This is a genomic window from Nocardioides sp. (assembly GCF_030150155.1).
Classification (GTDB): Bacteria; Actinomycetota; Actinomycetes; order Propionibacteriales; family Nocardioidaceae; genus Nocardioides.
In genome coordinates this window covers 41,392-57,263 of the sequence record NZ_JASLGR010000052.1, presented here as the reverse complement: position 1 = coordinate 57,263, position 15,872 = coordinate 41,392, and the positions used below count along the sequence as shown (strand labels likewise).

At 70.1% G+C, this 15,872-nt stretch carries 15 protein-coding genes and 1 tRNA gene; 5 read left to right on the top strand and 11 right to left on the bottom strand.

The window, feature by feature from the left end; genetic code table 11:
- From Q1V88_RS16495 to Q1V88_RS16485, 3 genes are all read right to left on the bottom strand, one after another.
- On the bottom strand, positions 1–1,398 hold a 1,398-nt coding region (locus Q1V88_RS16495; protein ID WP_300682401.1), incomplete at its 3' end, for a GAF domain-containing protein.
- Between the two features lie 157 nt (positions 1,399–1,555).
- Entirely contained in the window at positions 1,556–2,299 is a 744-nt protein-coding gene (locus Q1V88_RS16490; protein ID WP_300682400.1) for an ABC transporter permease, read from the bottom strand.
- Positions 2,300–2,321: 22 nt separating this feature from the next.
- Positions 2,322–2,684, bottom strand: a complete 363-nt coding sequence (locus Q1V88_RS16485; RefSeq protein ID WP_300682398.1) for a metalloregulator ArsR/SmtB family transcription factor — start codon at positions 2,682–2,684, stop codon at positions 2,322–2,324.
- A gap of 58 nt (positions 2,685–2,742) precedes the next feature.
- On the opposite strand from Q1V88_RS16485, the gene arsB reads away from it, so the two are divergent.
- Together arsB and Q1V88_RS16475 are read left to right on the top strand one after the other, a co-directional pair.
- Positions 2,743–3,834 (top strand): ACR3 family arsenite efflux transporter, encoded by a 1,092-nt coding sequence (arsB, locus tag Q1V88_RS16480; protein WP_300682396.1) that lies wholly within the window; start codon positions 2,743–2,745, stop codon positions 3,832–3,834.
- Positions 3,831–4,238 carry an arsenate reductase ArsC gene (locus Q1V88_RS16475; RefSeq protein WP_300682395.1) on the top strand — a complete coding sequence of 136 codons (408 nt, stop codon included), beginning with the start codon at positions 3,831–3,833 and terminating at the stop codon, positions 4,236–4,238. Before arsB ends, Q1V88_RS16475 begins: the two co-directional genes overlap by 4 nt.
- Here the strand turns inward: Q1V88_RS16475 and Q1V88_RS16470 are convergent.
- The 4 genes from Q1V88_RS16470 to Q1V88_RS16455 all read right to left on the bottom strand — a co-directional run bounded on the left by Q1V88_RS16470 (position 4,229) and on the right by Q1V88_RS16455 (position 6,347).
- Positions 4,229–4,693 carry a HipA domain-containing protein gene (locus Q1V88_RS16470; RefSeq protein ID WP_300682394.1) on the bottom strand — a complete coding sequence of 155 codons (465 nt, stop codon included), beginning with the start codon at positions 4,691–4,693 and terminating at the stop codon, positions 4,229–4,231. The genes Q1V88_RS16475 and Q1V88_RS16470 overlap by 10 nt on opposite strands.
- On the bottom strand, positions 4,690–5,001 hold the full coding sequence (locus tag Q1V88_RS16465) for a HipA N-terminal domain-containing protein (RefSeq protein WP_300682393.1): 312 nt from the start codon (positions 4,999–5,001) through the stop codon (positions 4,690–4,692). Before Q1V88_RS16465 ends, Q1V88_RS16470 begins: the two co-directional genes overlap by 4 nt.
- Positions 4,998–5,309, bottom strand: coding sequence for a helix-turn-helix transcriptional regulator (locus Q1V88_RS16460; RefSeq protein WP_300682391.1), 312 nt, complete (start codon positions 5,307–5,309; stop codon positions 4,998–5,000). Before Q1V88_RS16460 ends, Q1V88_RS16465 begins: the two co-directional genes overlap by 4 nt.
- Positions 5,310–5,420: 111 nt before the next feature.
- Positions 5,421–6,347, bottom strand: a complete 927-nt coding sequence (locus tag Q1V88_RS16455; protein ID WP_300682390.1) for a hypothetical protein — start codon at positions 6,345–6,347, stop codon at positions 5,421–5,423.
- 143 nt (positions 6,348–6,490) lie between these two features.
- Here Q1V88_RS16455 and Q1V88_RS16450 point away from each other — a divergent pair, with 143 nt between their 5' ends.
- Entirely contained in the window at positions 6,491–7,936 is a 1,446-nt protein-coding gene (locus Q1V88_RS16450) for a hypothetical protein (RefSeq protein ID WP_300682389.1), read from the top strand.
- 166 nt (positions 7,937–8,102) lie between these two features.
- Here the strand turns inward: Q1V88_RS16450 and Q1V88_RS16445 are convergent, their stop codons facing one another.
- On the bottom strand, positions 8,103–9,974 hold the full coding sequence (locus tag Q1V88_RS16445) for a Na+/H+ antiporter (protein ID WP_300682388.1): 1,872 nt from the start codon (positions 9,972–9,974) through the stop codon (positions 8,103–8,105).
- Between the two features lie 144 nt (positions 9,975–10,118).
- Here Q1V88_RS16445 and Q1V88_RS16440 point away from each other — a divergent pair, with 144 nt between their 5' ends.
- A complete protein-coding gene (locus Q1V88_RS16440) occupies positions 10,119–10,787 on the top strand; it encodes a hypothetical protein (protein ID WP_300682387.1) in 669 nt (222 codons plus the stop codon).
- A 158-nt stretch (positions 10,788–10,945) separates the two neighbouring features.
- Positions 10,946–11,018 (top strand) — tRNA-Lys (locus tag Q1V88_RS16435).
- Between the two features lie 79 nt (positions 11,019–11,097).
- On the opposite strand, the gene Q1V88_RS16430 is transcribed toward Q1V88_RS16435, so the two are convergent.
- Genes Q1V88_RS16430 through flhA form a run of 3 tightly spaced genes read right to left on the bottom strand, consistent with a single transcriptional unit; the run spans position 11,098 to position 15,767 of the window.
- The gene (locus Q1V88_RS16430; RefSeq protein WP_300682385.1) at positions 11,098–13,119 is read right to left on the bottom strand and encodes an HAD family acid phosphatase; all 2,022 of its coding nucleotides are present in this window, start codon (positions 13,117–13,119) and stop codon (positions 11,098–11,100) included.
- Between the two features lie 60 nt (positions 13,120–13,179).
- Complete coding sequence (locus Q1V88_RS16425) at positions 13,180–13,698, bottom strand: hypothetical protein (RefSeq protein WP_300682384.1); 519 nt, start codon at positions 13,696–13,698, stop codon at positions 13,180–13,182.
- Complete coding sequence (gene flhA / locus Q1V88_RS16420) at positions 13,695–15,767, bottom strand: flagellar biosynthesis protein FlhA (RefSeq protein WP_300682382.1); 2,073 nt, start codon at positions 15,765–15,767, stop codon at positions 13,695–13,697. Before flhA ends, Q1V88_RS16425 begins: the two co-directional genes overlap by 4 nt.
- Positions 15,768–15,872 lie beyond the last annotated feature (105 nt).

Here is a 15,872-nt window from a genome sequence, read left to right as displayed (position 1 = left end):
CGAGGCCACCGTCACCGCATCAGTCGCCACCGTCGCCGCATCCGAAGCATTCTTCGCAATCTCACGAATCGACGCCGTCATCTCCTCCGCCGCCGTCGCCACCGTCTGAATCGACGCACTGACCTGCACCGACGCCGACGACGCCGACGCAGCACGATCCGACGTCAACGACGCCCCCTCACCCATCCCCTGGCTCAACACCGTCAGCTGTTCGGCGGCCTGGGCGACGGAGTCGGCGGTACGCCCGATCGTGCCCATGTTGCGGCGCAGCGCGGCGACCAGCAGCGTGAACGCCTCGGCCATCTGGCCCACGGGGTCCTCGCCGGTGAACGGCACCTCGCGGGTCAGGTCGCCCGCGGCACAGGCCTGCACGACCTCCAGCAGTACGGCGACCCGCTCGGCCGTCGCTGCGGCCTCGGCCCTGTCGATCTCGTCGCGCTCCAGGCGCTGCAGGGCGCTGGAGAGCAGCCGGCCGACGTTGCGGAGCGCATCGAGGCGCTGCGCGCTCGGGTCGAGGGTCTCGGTGGCGAAGAAGTCCATCGTGCCGATCACCCGCTCGCCGATCATGATCGGGAAGCAGACCCCCGACTTCACCCCGACACGCTGGGCCACAGGCGCCCTGACGCAGTCGGTCATCTCGCCGATGTCAGGGGTGAAAAAGAGGTCGCGCGACGCCCAGGCGCGGCCCGACAGACCGACGCCCTCGGCGAAGGAGGCCTCCAGGGTGACCTTGTGGAACTCCGGGCCGGCGTCGCCTGACTCGCGGTCGAAGCGCAGCACCCGGTCGACGGTGTCGAGCTTCCAGAACGACCCGTAGGCCCAGCCGAACGCGTCGCGCACGACGTCGAGCGCCGACTGGATCGCGGTCTCGACACTGGTGGCGGCGCTGATCGTGGCCAGCAGGCGGTTGACCGCGGTGGTGTTCTCCTCGGCCTCGGCGCGCTGGCGCTCCAGCCGGAGCTGGTCGGTGACCACGTCCCACGACGCCATCGCGCCGATGTACGTCCCGTCCGCGGCACGGATGGGGGAGACGAGCAGGTCGAGGGTCTCCGGGCCGACCTGGATGTTCGCCCGTCGGGGCAGGTTCACCTCCGAGGCGAGCAGGCCGCGCTGGTAGCTCGGCTTCTTGTGGAAGATGTCGAGGCTGGACCCGACCACGGCGTCGGCCTTGACCGGCAGGAACTCCTCCAGTCGTCGCAGCGTCGCCAGCGAGGCCGGGTTCATGTACGTGATGGTGAGGTCGCGGTCGGCGAACATCATGTTCGTCGGGGCGTTGTCCATCATGGAGCGGAACTCGTCCACCGACGGGGAGCCGCCCGGGGTCGTCGTACGGTGGGCAGGGTCGTCGCGGGGTGCGGGCACTGACGTCAGGAGCTCGTCGGTATCGATCTGGGTCACGGTCGTCCTCCGAAGGCGTGCGGTCTGCGACGCCGCCGGCGCATGCGTCTGCCGGAGCGTTCGGGCCGTACGCCGTCACGATGAGGTGTCGCCGGGGGAACTGACCCCTCGTGCGGGAGGGTGACGCATTCGGGTGGGTCCCGGGATGGCCGAACGGCTACCGGGAGTCCTCCCCGACGAAGATGTACGGCGTCCGCGCAGCGCTGCGGGCCACCACCAGGCCACAGACCAGCATCGAGAGCACCACGCAGGCGAGCACGACGAGCTGGAACTCGGCGGCCTCGATCGGGCTGGCCCCACCGAAGAGGGCGCCGACGAAGGCGCCGGGCAGGGTGACCAGGCCGGTAGCGCGGGTCTGGTCGAGGTTGGGCAGTAGTGCCTCGCGCACGGCGGTGCGGGCGATCTCGTCGTAGGCCCGTTCCGGGGTGGCCCCGAGTGCCAGCCAGCCCTCGACCTCGTCGCGCTGTTGGCGGGCGTTCTGGGCGAAGCGTCGTCCGGCGAGGGTGGCGGCGTTCATCGCGTTGCCGATCACGATTCCGCTCAGCGCCACCACGTGGCGGGCGTCGAAGGCGACCAGCCCGGCCGCGAACGCCAGCGCCAGCGCACTGCCGGCCCCGGCCAGGACGCCGAGGAGGGCGATCCGTCGTCCGTGCGGAACCGCGCTGAGGCGCCCGCCCGACGTCCACGACGCTGTCGCCAGCATCAGCGCCACGAACGCCGCCGTCGTCGCCGGGGCCGAGAGCACGCCGCGCAGCAGCAGGGCCACCACGCTGAGCTGGAGCGCTGCCCGCAGCAGCGCCGTCAGCGGCTGCCAGCCGACCTCGATCCGGGTCCAGCGGGCGATGCCGACCGAGGCCAGCCCGATGGCGAGCAGGCCGGCAGCGAACTCGACGTGGTTCACGCCCCCATCATGGCCCGCGCTGCTACGCCGGGTGGTGAGGCAACGCGGTCAGGGTGCTCGCCAGTGCGGTGAGCGCGTCGGGGACCAGGCGGTAGAAGACCCAGCGGCCGCGCTTCTCGCTGGTGACCAGGCCGGCGTCGACGAGCTGCTTCATGTGGTGCGAGATCGTCGGTTGGCTCAAGCCGATCGGTGCGGTCAGGTCGCAGATGCAGGCTTCGGCGGTCGAGGACTCCGCGATCAGGGCGAGCAGCTTCACCCGGGTGGGGTCGCCGAGCGCCTTGAACCGGGCGGCCAGGGGCAGGGCGACCTCGTCGGCGAGGGGGGCGTGCGTGGCCGGCGTACAGCAGTCGACGTCGTTCTCGAGGACGGGCAGGTCGCTGGGCATGGATCCATCCTAGGCATGCATTGACAGATGTCGATGGGTGAATCCACACTTTCCATCGATGAACGTCGATGACTTGTCGCCCGGTCCTGCGCCCCGTCTCTCCGGCGCCGACCGGCTGTTGCCGCTGTGGATCGCCGTCGCGATGGCGGTGGGGCTGGCGCTGGGCCGGATCGTCCCGGGGCTGGGTGACGCGCTGGCGTCGGTCGAGGTCGCCGGTGTCTCGCTGCCGATCGCGCTCGGCCTGCTCGTGATGATGTATCCGGTGTTGGCCAAGGTGCGCTACGACGAACTGGGGCACGTCGCTGCGGACCGGCGTCTGCTCGTCGCCTCGGTGGTGCTGAACTGGGTCGTCGGACCGGCCCTGATGTTCGCGCTGGCCTGGCTGTTCCTGTCGGATCTGCCGGAGTTTCGCACCGGCGTGATCATCGTCGGTCTGGCCCGCTGCATCGCGATGGTGCTGATCTGGAACGACCTCGCCTGCGGCGACGGCGAGGCCGCGACGGTGCTGGTGGCCCTCAACTCCGTCTTCCAGATCCTGGCCTTCGCCGGACTGGGCTGGCTCTACCTCGACGCCCTGCCTCGCTGGCTCGGCCTCGGCGGCGGACAGACCCTGACCTTCTCCGTCGGCGACACGGTGCTGTCGGTGCTGGTCTTCCTCGGTGTCCCGCTGGTGCTGGGCTACCTGACCCGGCGGATCGGTGAACAGCGTCGCGGCCGGGCCTGGTACGAGGCGACGGTGCTGCCGTGGATCGGGCCGTGGGCGCTGTACGGACTGCTCGTCACGATCGTGGTCCTGTTCGCCCTGCAGGGCGAGGCGATCACCGCGCACCCTCTCGACGTGGTGCGGATCGCGCTGCCGTTGCTGGCCTACTTCGCGCTGATGTGGGGCGGCGGCTTCGGGCTCGGACGGGTGCTCGGACTGCCCTATCCGCGCACTGCGACGCTGGCCTTCACTGCGGCGGGCAACAACTTCGAGCTCGCCATCGCGGTCTGCATCGCGGTCTATGGCGTCGCCTCGCCGCAAGCTCTCGCGGGGGTCGTCGGTCCGTTGATCGAGGTCCCCGTCCTGGTCGGGTTGGTCTATGTCTCCCTCTGGCTGCGACGCCGGTACGCCGATCACGGCACGCCCCGCGCCCAGGTGGCGGCATGAGTGCGGTGCCCGAGGTCCTGTTCGTCTGCGTCCACAACGCCGGCCGCTCCCAGATGGCGGCAGGGTTCCTCGCCCACCTCGGGCAGGGGCGGGTGCGGGTCCGCTCGGCCGGATCGGCGCCCGCCTCCTCGGTCAACCCGGTAGCGGTGGCGGCGATGGCCGAGGTCGGCATCGACCTGGCCGACCAGGTCCCGGTGAAGCTGCTGACCGAGGACGTCGCGGCCTCCGACGTCGTGATCACGATGGGCTGCGGCGACGCCTGCCCGATCTTCCCCGGCAAGCGCTACGAGGACTGGGCGCTCGACGATCCGGCAGGGCAGGGGATCGAGGCGGTGCGGGTGATCCGGGAGCAGATCGAGGTGCGGGTGCGGGAGCTGCTCGCCTCGCTGGAGGCTCAGGCGTAGGCGGCGACGAAGGAGTCGATCACCGCGCCGACGTGCTCCTGCTCGGCCGGGGCGATCCCGTCCTCGGCGGCCAGTGCACGCCAGCCGGTGAGGCTGGTGGCGAGGGCGGTCAGCTCGGACCGGGCCTCGGCGGCCGATAGACCGAAGTACTCGGCCTGGGTGTGGAGCTTCTCCAGGGTGTCGTCGCGGCGGACGGCGCCGGCCAGCGCACTGACTCGCGGCCGGGCCAGGCTCGGCGTCGGGTTGACGTCGAAGGCCGGGGACAGGATCCAGCCGGCCCCCTGGCGGAGGAAGCCGTGGTTGACGAAGTGGTCGTCGGTGTTGTTGACCGCCACGGTGAAGGCGATCCGCAGCCAGAGCTGGCGCAGGTCGGCGGCCGGGCTCGCGGAGGTGTCCTCGATCGCGGCGGCGAGATCGAGGTAGTCGTTACCCGCGCTGTTGCGGGCCTCGATCATGGTGCGGGCCGACCAGTAGCCGAGCCGGTCGCCGCGAGTCGGCGTTGGCGCTCGATCAGCTTCTGCCCCCACCAGTCGGGGGTGGAGTCGTCGAAGGCGGCCGGAAGACCGGCGGTGTGGGCCGGAGTCAGGGAGAGCGGCAGTCGCGGGTCGAGGGGATAGGCGTCCGTGGAGGCCAGGAACTCCGGCGTGTAGGCGAACGTCGTGGTGGTGGGGCTGCGGCGGTAGCTGAAGGTCGCTGTCCCGGCATGACGGGTCTGGCCGCCGATCGACGCCCACACCTCCAGGGCCTCCGGGCGCTCGGTCATGAGGAGGGCCGCCGGACTCGCTGCGGCAGCTGTGCCTCGCTCCGGGCGCGACCCAGGTCGCTCTCGTACGGGTCCAGGGCCGTCACGACCGCGTCGAGCTGGCCGAGCGCGCGCATCACGTTGAGGTAGGAGCCGAAGCTGACACCGAGGTCGCCGGCCTCGATCTTCGCCAGTGTCGGACGGGAGATCGCGGCGCGCTCGGCGACCTGGGTCATGGTCAGGCCGAGGAGCTTGCGCCAGGTCGCCAGGTGCTCGCCGGTCTGGCGACCTGCCCTGATCAGTCTCGCCTGAGGTGGTCGGGTGACCATCGCCGAACCTCCTGAATCGTTCTAATGTCAAGGATCGTAAAACGTAAGTCGGTTTATGTAAACGATCCTTTGCATTAACTCATCGGTGATGGGGAAGCCCCGGAGACCGGCTCAGCCCCCGGAGACCTCCAGCAGCGTCGAGGCCTGGAACCCGAGCTGGAACCGACTCGAGCAGCCGGTGCGCTGCTGCAGTGCGGTGATCCGGCGCGACAGGGTCCTCACACTGATCCCCAGCTCGCGCGCGACGGCGGCGTCGGAGAGGCCGAGGGCGAGCAGGGTGAGGAGGCGACGGCTCTCGTCGTCGGTGACGCCGTCGGTCTCCCCGGTCGAGGGCACCGGCACGGCGGTGATCCACATCTGGTCGAAGATCCGGGCGAAGGACTCCACCAGTCCGGGGTGGCGGCTGAGCAGGCCCTGGCGCGACTCGAAGACGTCGTACGGCGGGATGAGCAGCAGGGTGGCGGAGTCGATCACAAGGAACCGGCAGGCCAGGTCCGGCACGATCCGTGCCTGCTCGCCCTGGCGTACCCCGGCCCGCACGATCTCGAGGCCACGGGCGTCGTCGAGCACGGCGGCGTCGTAGAGCGCGCGGATCTCGACGCCGCGGTCCAGGGCGTCGTCCTGGGTCGGCACCGCCGAGAGCGGGGGAGCGGGCACCGAGGGACGGATGCTGGTGCCGCGGACGTCGTGGCGGGCCTCGGCGACCAGCTCGGCCCAGCGCCGGCCGACCACCTCGCCGGTGAACAGGTCGCTGACCCCTGCCTCGTGATGGCGGGTCCACTCCCGGGTCAGGTCGGCGGCGATCTGCTCGATCGAGGCCGCCTCGGCCTGGTAGGCACCGGCCAGCTGATGCAGCCGCGCCCCGGGCGCGCAGACCCGCGGCCCGGCCGGGGTCTCCTCGATCAGGCCGAGCCGACGCAGCTCCTGGACGACCTCGCCCGGCGTCGCCGGATCGAGTGCTCCGCCGTCGGCCACGGCACGGCGATACGACGTGAGCGCGGCGGGGCGGATGCCCTCGGCCTGGCTCGTGAGTTCCACCACGGACCCTCCCCCCGTTGCGGTATGGCGTATCGACGCCATGTCGTTGACGCGCCGTTGCTGAGTATTGCAGCCGTAGTGACACCGATCACACGATGGTCCGACCGTGAAACCCGTCGTCTCTCTTCTCGGATGGAGATCCCATGTCGCATCACCTCTCGTTCCGCGGGCTGGCCGCAGCAGCGCTCACCGGCGCACTCCTCACCACCGGTCTCGGCGCCACCCTCGCGCCCTCCCTGGCTGACTCCGGCACGGCGTCGGCCGCTGCCGCTGCCACCGTGACGCCGACGGCCACCCAGTCGGCCCTGATCGGCGCGGTGACTGCCCCTGACACCACTGCCGCACTGCCCTTCCTGCGCACCCTGGTCGCGGCCGGCGGACTCTCGCAGAGCGCGTACGACGCGATCGCGTCCCTGCCTGCGACGAGCCTGACGCACAGCGACTCGAAGGCGGGGCTGAGCGAGAACGGGCTGCAGGTGCTCGGATCGCTGCGCGCCGCGATCGACCCGACCCAGTACTCGTGTGAGACCACCGACATCAGCGAGGCGACCAAGGATCTCGCGCTGCCGCAGGGATTGATCGACGAGTGGGTGCAGCTGGCGGTCAAGGCGGCCCAGCCCGGCGGACTCACCGCAACCGAGCAGGCCCGCTACGACGAGCTGTTGAAGTGGATCGGCAACGTCCTCGCGCTGGCGTTCGTGCACGGCTTCGATGTGCCCACCTACGACACCCTGGTGCACCCGAACGACGCGCGGTTCCAGACCTTCGGCACGGTGAAGGGTGATGTCCAGCGTGATACCCAGCTGATCCGGCGTACGACGGCGGCGGTCGACTCCTTCTGGGACATCCCCAGCCGCCACCTCACGCTGTCGGCGATGAAGTCCACCCTGTTCGAGTCGCGCACCGACGCCGACCTCAACCGGATCGGCGTGGCTGTCGTCGTGGCCGCCGGCGACGCGAGCGGGGAGCTGGGCGACATCAACCCGGCTGGCAACGCTGCCACGCTGGCGTTGGGCAAGGCGATCGTCGGGATGGTCGACAACGTGCCGTGGCTCGACGGCGGCTCCAGCCCGATCTTCACCTTCAACGCCTTCGCGTTCGACCCGATCGGCTACCCGGACTTCATCGCGAAGTGGGGCAACCAGGTCGTCTACGGTGACGGCCTGCTGAAGATCCAGAACCAGCTCGGCTACACCGGCGTCGGCCCGGCCGTGGTGATCGGCCACGAGTTCGGCCACCAGATCCAGTACCAGAACGGTGTCTTCGACGGCGTCACCCCGTCGCCCGAGGCCACCCGTCGTACCGAGCTGATGGCCGACGCCTACGGCTCCTACTTCGCCGCGCACAAGGGCGGTCTGACCTACAACGCCAAGCGCGTCGCGGAGACCTCGAAGGTCTTCTGGGGCGTCGGCGACTGCGGCTTCACCGACAACGGCCACCACGGTACGCCGGCCCAGCGCGAGCGCACCTCTCTGTGGGCCTCGGGCCTGGCCGCTGGGCAGAAGCCGAAGAACGTGATCGGAACGAAGGCCCTGCAGGCCCAGTTCGACGCCAAGCTTCCGGAGCTGGTCGCGCCCGACGCGCACTGATTCGGACTCGGGGGTATCAAGCCCAGCAGCCGTCTGGCTGCTGGGCTTGGTGCTGTCCTGGGGCCGGCGGTGCGCCCGGGAGATAACTGCTGGTCAACGCCCGGCTGAGCGCGCGAAGTGGCGGGTTTGACCAGCAGTTACGCCCCCTCCGGCGGACCCGCGGCCCTCACGCGGTGAGGTGGTGGAGGTAGCACCAGCGCCACTGCTCGCCGGGCTCAGCGGACTGCATCACCGGGTGCGCGGTCTCGTGGAAGTGGCGGGTGGCGTGCTGGGCGGGGGAGGAGTCGCAGCATCGGACCTCACCGCACTCCAGGCACCGACGGAGGGCGACCCAGTGGGTGCCCTCGACGACACAGTCGCGGCACTCGGTGCCGGGCTCGAGGGCCGGCTCCGGGGCGGGGTAGCGCTCGAGGTCCGCGCACAGCTCCCCGGCCGGGCGTCGGCGTCGGTTGACCTCGCCGATCTGCTCGCGGTCGTCCTGGATGACGTCGAGCATCGACTCCTCGACGTCGAGCATCCGCAGCACGTCGGCCACGATGTCGGCCGGCACGGTCCCGCCGGAGCGGATCTCGAGGACCCGTGCGCGTTCGGCCTCGATCATCGCGAACCGTGCCCGGGAGTAGAGCTCGCTCGGGGCCTCGTCCCCGATCGTGGTGCTGAGTCGTTCCCAGGCGGACTCGTTGCGCTGTTCCACGCGGCGACGGACCAGATCGATGGTGCCGTGCGGGTCGTCGTACTCGAGCTTCTCCAGGGCGGCGAAGCCGGCCTTGGAGGCCTGCTGCAGCAGGGTGGCACGGGCGAGGGCGTCGTCGAGCGGGTCGGGCGAGGGCACCCGGAGACGACGGGCGACCAGCGGCAGGCTCAGCCCCTGGAGGAAGAGCGTGCCGGCCACCACGCTGAAGGCGATCAGCAGCAGGATCTCGCGATGGGGTGTGTCGCCCGGGATGAGGTACGCCGCCGCCAGCGTCACGACGCCGCGCATGCCGGCCCACCCCAGGATGACGGTGTAGCTCCACGGCGGTGTCGTGCCGAGGTCGGGGTCCGGGACCGGACGCACCAGCAGGTAGCGGGTGAGGAAGACCCAGGCCAGCCGGACCACGACGACGCAGGCCAGGGTGGCTGCGCAGACTCCCGCGATCCGCTGCCACGACAGCGCGCTGTCTCCCACGGCACTCAGCAGGTCCCGGGCCTGCAGGCCGATCAGGAGGAAGACGGCGTTCTCCAGCAGGTAGGCGATGGTGCGCCAGTTCATCCGCTCGGCGATCCGGGACTGGGCCGACTGCAGCACCGGCGCCTGGTGGCCCAGCAGCAGCCCGCCGATGACGACGGCGAGGACACCGGAGGCCTCGACCTTCTCGGCGGCGATGTACGCCGCGAAGGGGACCACCAGGGAGAGGCCGGTGTCGAACACCGGGTCGGTGACGTGCTTGCGCACGAAGCCGACGACCGCGAAGACCGCGACGCCGATCAGGATGCCGCCGCCCGCGGCGCGGACGAAGTCGATCCCGACGTGCCAGGCGTCGACCCCACCCGCCACGGCGATGATCGCGGTGCGCAGCGCGACCAGGGCGGTGGCGTCGTTGAGCAACGACTCGCCCTCGAGGATCGTGACGATCTGGCGTGGCAGACCGATCGAGCGGGCCACGGCGGTGGCCGCTACCGCGTCGGGCGGCGCCACGACGGCGCCGATCATGAAGGCCGCGGCCCAGGTGATGTCGGGCAGCAGCGTGTGGGCGACGACGGCGACGGCACCGACGGTGGCGATCACCAGCCCGATCGAGAGCAGCAGGATCGAGCGCCGGTTGGCGTTGAAGTCGACCAGCGAGGTCGAGATCGCGGTGGCGTAGAGCAGCGGAGGCAGGAGCCCGAACAGCACGACCTCGGGCTCCAGGTGGATCTGCGGGACGGTGGGCAGGTACGACGCCACGACCCCCACCACGATCAGCAGCAGCGGCGCGGGCACCTTGAGCCGGCTGGCCACGGCGGTGGCGCTCAGGACCGTCACGGCCAGTGCGACGAGCATCAGAGCGATGTGCACCGCTCGATCATCGCATCGCATCGGGTTCGGTGCCGGTGGTCGCTCGTGGACGAGGTCTGGCCAGGACGATCGTCAGTGGGCGAGGCTGGGGCCTCGCATCGGGGACGTCGCCGACGACCCCACGGATCGAGGAGCGGTGTGTTCATGACGGTGGATCTCGGGAAGAAGTCGGGCGCGATCAGCCTGGAGAAGGGCCAGCGGGTCACGATCGAGAAGACGCCGCGCATCGTGGCGACGGTCTCGTTCTCGGCTGAGACCGACTACGACGTCTACGCCGTCATCCTGCTCAAGGACGGCACCGAGAAGGTGTGTTCGACGTTCGGCTCCGAGGACCAGAGCAAGCCCACCCCGACGGTGCTCGGGGTGCGGCACCTGGGCGACGTGGTCCGCGGCGGCAGCAGCGGCCTGAACGTCGAGACGCTCGAGATCGTGATGTCCGACGAGATCGACCAGCTGGCGATCGTGGCCTACTCGGCCCAGTCCAACGGCACCGGCTCCTTCCGTCGCTACCAGGTCAGCACGTCGGTGGACAACCAGAGCGGCACCACGGTGGCGGTCCGCGCCGACCAGGCCAACTCCGACGACACCGTCTACACCTGCGTCCCCGCCCTGATCAGGAACACCGCCGACGGCGTCGTGATCGAGCGCGTCGAGCAGTACTCGGAGCCGGGCTCGGAGTACCGGCCGTCGTACGTCGGCCGTCCGGTCGCGGTGAAGAAGGGCCTCTTCGGGCGCAAGAGCGCCGCGCCGGTCGCCCCCGCCAACCCCGGGGTGCTGGTGATGGACTCGGGGTCGAAGAACCTGTTCAAGTGAGGCAGGGTCGTGATCGGAATAACGATCACAGGCGTGCTGGGGTCCGGTGATCGCTATCTGTGGCATTCCGGGACTCGTTCACCCAGACTGCACCGGCGGGGCCGGCCCCTGCCATACTTGCGGCCGGAACATCGGGCCCCTCGCAGGTCGGGTGTCCCGGGCCCTTAGCTCAGTTGGTAGAGCGTCGGACTTTTAATCCGCTGGTCGTCGGTTCGAGCCCGACAGGGCCTACCTCCGCGCCGGTGACGGCGCAACGACAGGGCCCCGGAACCATCACGGTTCCGGGGCCTTGTCGCTCAGCTGAGCCCGATCAGGGCAGGTAGTACGTCGGGTTGGGCAGCTTGTAGCTGCGCGCCGCGTGTCCGCCGATCAGGTCGGAGTACTGGTCGCCGAAGTTGCCGACGATCCGGTAGTGCAGATCGCGCTCGATGTGGGCGCGGGTCTGGGACTTGTACTCGATGGTGGTGCACTTGAACTGGGTCTTCGCGGTGTCGACGTACGTCGAGCAGTTCGCGCTGTTGATGTAGGACGGGACCAGCTTCGGGTCGTACGTCGCTGCACCGGTGGGCCACTTGGTGAAGTACAGGCCTGCGCTGAACAGCGGCGTGCCGTGGCTGTCGACGAACCCGACCTTGGTCAGGTTCGCGACCGTGGCGGCGGCCTGGTCCATCGGCCGGCCGGTCAGGCCGATCACCGTGCAGCCGGCGGCCTTGGCCTTCTGCACGAGCGCGATCATGCCGGGCTCGGCGGGGAACTTCTCGCCCAGCACCCACTCGGCCGCAGCCGCCGGGGTGTAGGCGAACTTCATCACGCCGTCCTCCATGTCGTAGTTCCACAGCGTGGTGTCGTCGGCGTCCAGGGTGATCGCGGGACGGTTCGGCACCACGATCGCGGCGGCCTTGCGCTGGGCGGTGGTGAGGGCGGCCTTCGCCTTCGCCAGGCCACGCCGGGCGGCGCGCAGCTGCTGGGCGCGGTGACGGCGCTGCTTGGCCGAGGAGTGCTTCGCCTTGCGGACCATCTTCTGGGCGTGGGCGACCTTCTTCTGCGCCCGGGCCACCGCCCGGGTCGCCTGCGTGACGGCCCGCCCGGCAGCGGCCTTCGCCGCGGTCGCCTTCGTGATCGCCGTGGTCTGGGCGGCGCAGTCGTCGGCCGTCGAGCGGGTCCACGTCCGGGTCAGCCCGGCGAGCTCGGTCAGGAAGTGCGACGACGTCTTGTCGGCGATGCCGTTGGTGGCGGCGTACCAGGACCGGATCTCGGTGCGGACCGGGTCGATGTTCGGGATCTGGTCCCCGCCCACGCTCAGCCCGCTGGAGCCGTCGGCCTTCATCGTGTACGTCGACGCGGGCTGAAGCGACGCGGACTGGTCGTCGGCGCCGACGTGGGCGGCATCCAGGTTCGGGCTGGCCAGGAAGTACGTCGGGTTGGGGATCTTCCACGCCTGCTCGGCGTACCCGCCCCACAGGTCGGAGAGCTGGTCGCCGACGTTGCCGACGATCTCGACGTGGTCGGCGGACTCGATGTGCTGCCGGGTCTGGGCCTTGTACTCGACCGTGGTGCACTTGAACTGCGTCTTGGCGGCGTCCACGAACGTCGTGCACTCACCGCCGTTGGCCGGCTGCACGTACGCCGGCACGGTGGCGGCGTCGTAGTTCGACGCCTGCGTGTTCCACTTCGTGTAGACGTTGTCGGCGTCGAACAGCGGCGTCCCGCCGGCCTCGGTGAACCCCGCCGCGGTCAGGTTGCCGATCGTCGCGGCCTCCTGCGAGGCGGGCCGCCCGGTCACCACGTAGAGCCGGTAGCCCTTCGCGGCCAGGTCCCGCACCAGCGCCGGGGTGCCCGGCACGGCGGGGAAGCAGTAGTCGCTGCCGTTGACCTTGTCGCAGGACGCGGCGCCGGTGATCCAGGCCAGGTTGGCGGTGGCGTCGAAGTTGAAGTTGGTGGCCTTGTCCTCGAAGTCGTAGTTCCACAGCAGGGTGTCGTCGGCGTCGAAGACGATCGCCTTGGTGCCGACGGCGTCGCCGGTCAGGGCGGGGTAGGCGGCGTCGATGCGGCCGAGGATGCCGCTGACCTCACTCACGTACGGCGACGAGGTCGGGTTCGCGATACCGGACGGTGCCGCGTAGTAGGCCCGGATGGTCGACTTCACCGAGTCGACGTTGGGGATGCCCTCACCGGAGTCGGGCAGTGCCACGGTCCCGTCGCTCGCGTTGACGGCGAACGAGAAGGTGGTCCGCGGGGCGAGGCCGTCGGCGGCCATCGCGGGGGCGACGCTGGCTACCAGCGCCGCGGTGACGGCTGCCGCAGCAGCCGTCACGACAGTGCGTCGTGTCATCAGAACTCCCGAGTGTTCGTAAAGAAACCGAACTCATGACCATAGGGAGTCGATGCGGTGTTAGGGAAGGTCCGATCCCATCGGGGCGCCGCCGTCGTACCCGGCAGAGCCGTCGAAGCCGGCGGATGCGTCGTACCCGGATCCGTCGTACCCGCCGAAGTCGTCGAACTGGTCGGCCTTCTGCGCGGCCGCGGCCGCCGCGGCGTCCTGCGTGTCCTGCGCGCTGCGACGGGCCGTGACGACGTACCGGCGAGCGACCTCGCTGACCAGCCAGCAGCCCAGCGTGATCAGCACCCAGCGCACCAGCATCGTGGTCGCCGAGATCGAGCCCCGGACCAGGCACTGATAGATCGCGGGGGAGGAGACCAGGGTCGAGACGCTCAGCAGCGTCACCGTGATCCCGCCGGGGCGCAGCGCCTGGGCGAAGGTGTCGCGGTCGCGGAGCATGTCGGGGTCCATCGCCGCCCGGACCGCCTGAGCCTCCACCTCGGCAGGAATAGGCACCGAGGCGAGTGCCGGCACCGCCGGGGTGCGCTCGTCGAACGGGTCGTCGTCGAGCAGGGACAGAGCGGCACTCATGCCGTCACCGCCAGCGTCGCGGGCAGGTCGACCGGCTCACCGGTCACCACCCCGACCGACTGCACCGAGGTGGCCCCGGTGATCTCGGCGTAGGAGAGCACCGGCAGCGACTCCAGGGCGGGCTCGATCAGGCGTCGGACCGCGAACCGCAGCTGCGGCGCGCAGACCAGGATCGGCCGCACCCCGGTGTTCTCGGCGGCGGTGGAGAAGTTGTTCAGCGCGATCAGGATCCGCTGCGCCAGGTCGGGGTCGAGGGCGACCACGGTGCCCATCTCGGTGGTGCGCAGCGCCTCGAACATGTTCTGCTCCAGCACCGGGTCGAAGCTGATCGCCGAGACCGCACCGTCGGTGAGGTACGGCGCCACCAGCGCCGGGCCGAGCGCCATCCGGGCCGCGTCGATCAGGCCGTCGACGTCCTTGCTGATCGGGGCGCGCAGCGAGAGCGCCTCGAAGATCCGGACCAGGTCGCGCACGGCGACGCTCTCGTCGAGCAGACCGCGCAGCACCCGCTGGATCTCGCCCAGGGTCAACAGGGTCGGGGTGAGCTCCTCGATCACGACCGGGTGGGTGCGCTTGACCATGTCGGTCAGCAGGCGGACGTCCTCGCGGCCGAGCAGGCGCCCGGCGTGCTTGGTGACCACCTCGGACAGGTGCGTCGTGATCACCGACGCACGGTCGACCACCGTGGCACCGGAGATCTCCGCCTGGTGACGCATCTCCAGCGGGATCCACTTGGCGTCCAGTCCGAAGACCGGCTCCCGGGTCGCCGTACCGGGCAGCGAGGCGAGCATGTCGCCGATGGCCAGCACCGTGTCGCGCGGGGCGGCGCCGCGTGCCACCTCCACGCCGAACAGCGTGATCGCGTACGTCGAGGAGGGCAGCTCCAGGTTGTCGCGGGTGCGCACCGGCGGGATCACGATGCCCAGCTCGCCGGCGATCTTGCGGCGCAGCGCCTTGACCCGGTCGAGCAGGTCCCCGCCGGTGCTGACGTCGACCAGGTCGATGATGTCCGCGCTCAGCTCCAGCCCCAACGGATCGACCAGGATCTCGCTGGCCAGGGCCTCGGGGGAGTCGCTGGCCGGTCCGGTCGCCTCGGTCGCCGACCCGGAGTGGGCCAGCGCCGCCTCGGCGGCGGGGGTGGTCTCGGGGACCCGGGCGGCGAAGACCAGCATCAGGCCGCCGGCGAGCAGGAACGGCAGCTTGGGCAGGCCCGGGATCAGGCAGAGCGCGAGGGCGGAGAAGCCGGCGATCCGCAGCGGGTACTTGCGGCGACCGATCTGGGCCAGGATGTCCGAGCCCATGTCGTCGTCGCTGACCGACCGGGTCACGATCAGGCCGGTGGCGACGCTGAGCAGCAGCGCCGGGATCTGGGAGACCAGACCGTCACCGATGCTGAGCAGCGAGTAGGTGTTGATCGCCTCGCCCATCGCCATCTTGGACTGGACCACGCCGATGCCGAAGCCGCCCAGCAGGTTGACCACGGTGATGAAGACGGCAGCGATCGCGTCGCCCTTGACGAACTTCGAGGCACCGTCCATCGCGCCGTAGAAGTCGGCCTCGGCGTGCACGTCGGCGCGCCGCTTGCGGGCGGTCTCCTCGTCGATCAGGCCGGAGTTGAGGTCGGCGTCGATCGCCATCTGCTTGCCGGGCATCGCGGCGAGGGTGAAGCGGGCCCCGACCTCGGCGACACGGCCGGCACCGTTGGTGATGACCACGAACTGGATGATCAGCAGGATCACGAAGACGATCAGGCCGACGATCAGGGAGCCACCGACGACGAAGTGGCCGAAGGTGTCGATCACCTTGCCGGCGTACCCGTGCAGCAGCACGAGTCGGGTGGCGCTCACGTTGAGCGCCAGCCGGAAGAGTGTCATCACCAGCAGGATGGAGGGGAAGGCAGCGAAGTCGAGGGGCTTCTGTACGAACATCGCCGTCAGCAGGATCAGCAGCGCCGCCGAGATGTTGAACGCGATCAACATGTCGAGCAGGAACGACGGCAGCGGCACGACGAGCATGACGACGATCAGGACGATGCCGATCGGGACGCCGAGCTTGGATAGCTGCTTCAAGGGGACCGCTCACTCTCGTGTCGAACTGCGGTTCGACGAATTCAGTGCCGTCCCTGGCGCTGGTGCTACCTGGCTGCCCTCCTGGCTGCCGTTCGCACCATCGGC

Excerpts from the sequence above, each read along its gene's own strand:
- Q1V88_RS16460 (WP_300682391.1), bottom strand. The coding sequence starts at position 5,309 with ATGGTCACCCGACCACCTCAGGCGAGACTGATCAGGGCAGGTCGCCAG.
- Q1V88_RS16470 (WP_300682394.1), bottom strand. The coding sequence starts at position 4,693 with ATGATCGAGGCCCGCAACAGCGCGGGTAACGACTACCTCGATCTCGCC.
- Q1V88_RS16440 (WP_300682387.1), top strand. The coding sequence starts at position 10,119 with ATGACGGTGGATCTCGGGAAGAAGTCGGGCGCGATCAGCCTGGAGAAG.
- arsB (WP_300682396.1), top strand. The coding sequence starts at position 2,743 with ATGAACGTCGATGACTTGTCGCCCGGTCCTGCGCCCCGTCTCTCCGGC.
- Q1V88_RS16450 (WP_300682389.1), top strand. The coding sequence starts at position 6,491 with ATGTCGCATCACCTCTCGTTCCGCGGGCTGGCCGCAGCAGCGCTCACC.
- Q1V88_RS16465 (WP_300682393.1), bottom strand. The coding sequence starts at position 5,001 with ATGACCGAGCGCCCGGAGGCCCTGGAGGTGTGGGCGTCGATCGGCGGC.
- Q1V88_RS16475 (WP_300682395.1), top strand. The coding sequence starts at position 3,831 with ATGAGTGCGGTGCCCGAGGTCCTGTTCGTCTGCGTCCACAACGCCGGC.
- Q1V88_RS16430 (WP_300682385.1), bottom strand. The coding sequence starts at position 13,119 with ATGACACGACGCACTGTCGTGACGGCTGCTGCGGCAGCCGTCACCGCG.
- Q1V88_RS16425 (WP_300682384.1), bottom strand. The coding sequence starts at position 13,698 with ATGAGTGCCGCTCTGTCCCTGCTCGACGACGACCCGTTCGACGAGCGC.
- Q1V88_RS16485 (WP_300682398.1), bottom strand. The coding sequence starts at position 2,684 with ATGCCCAGCGACCTGCCCGTCCTCGAGAACGACGTCGACTGCTGTACG.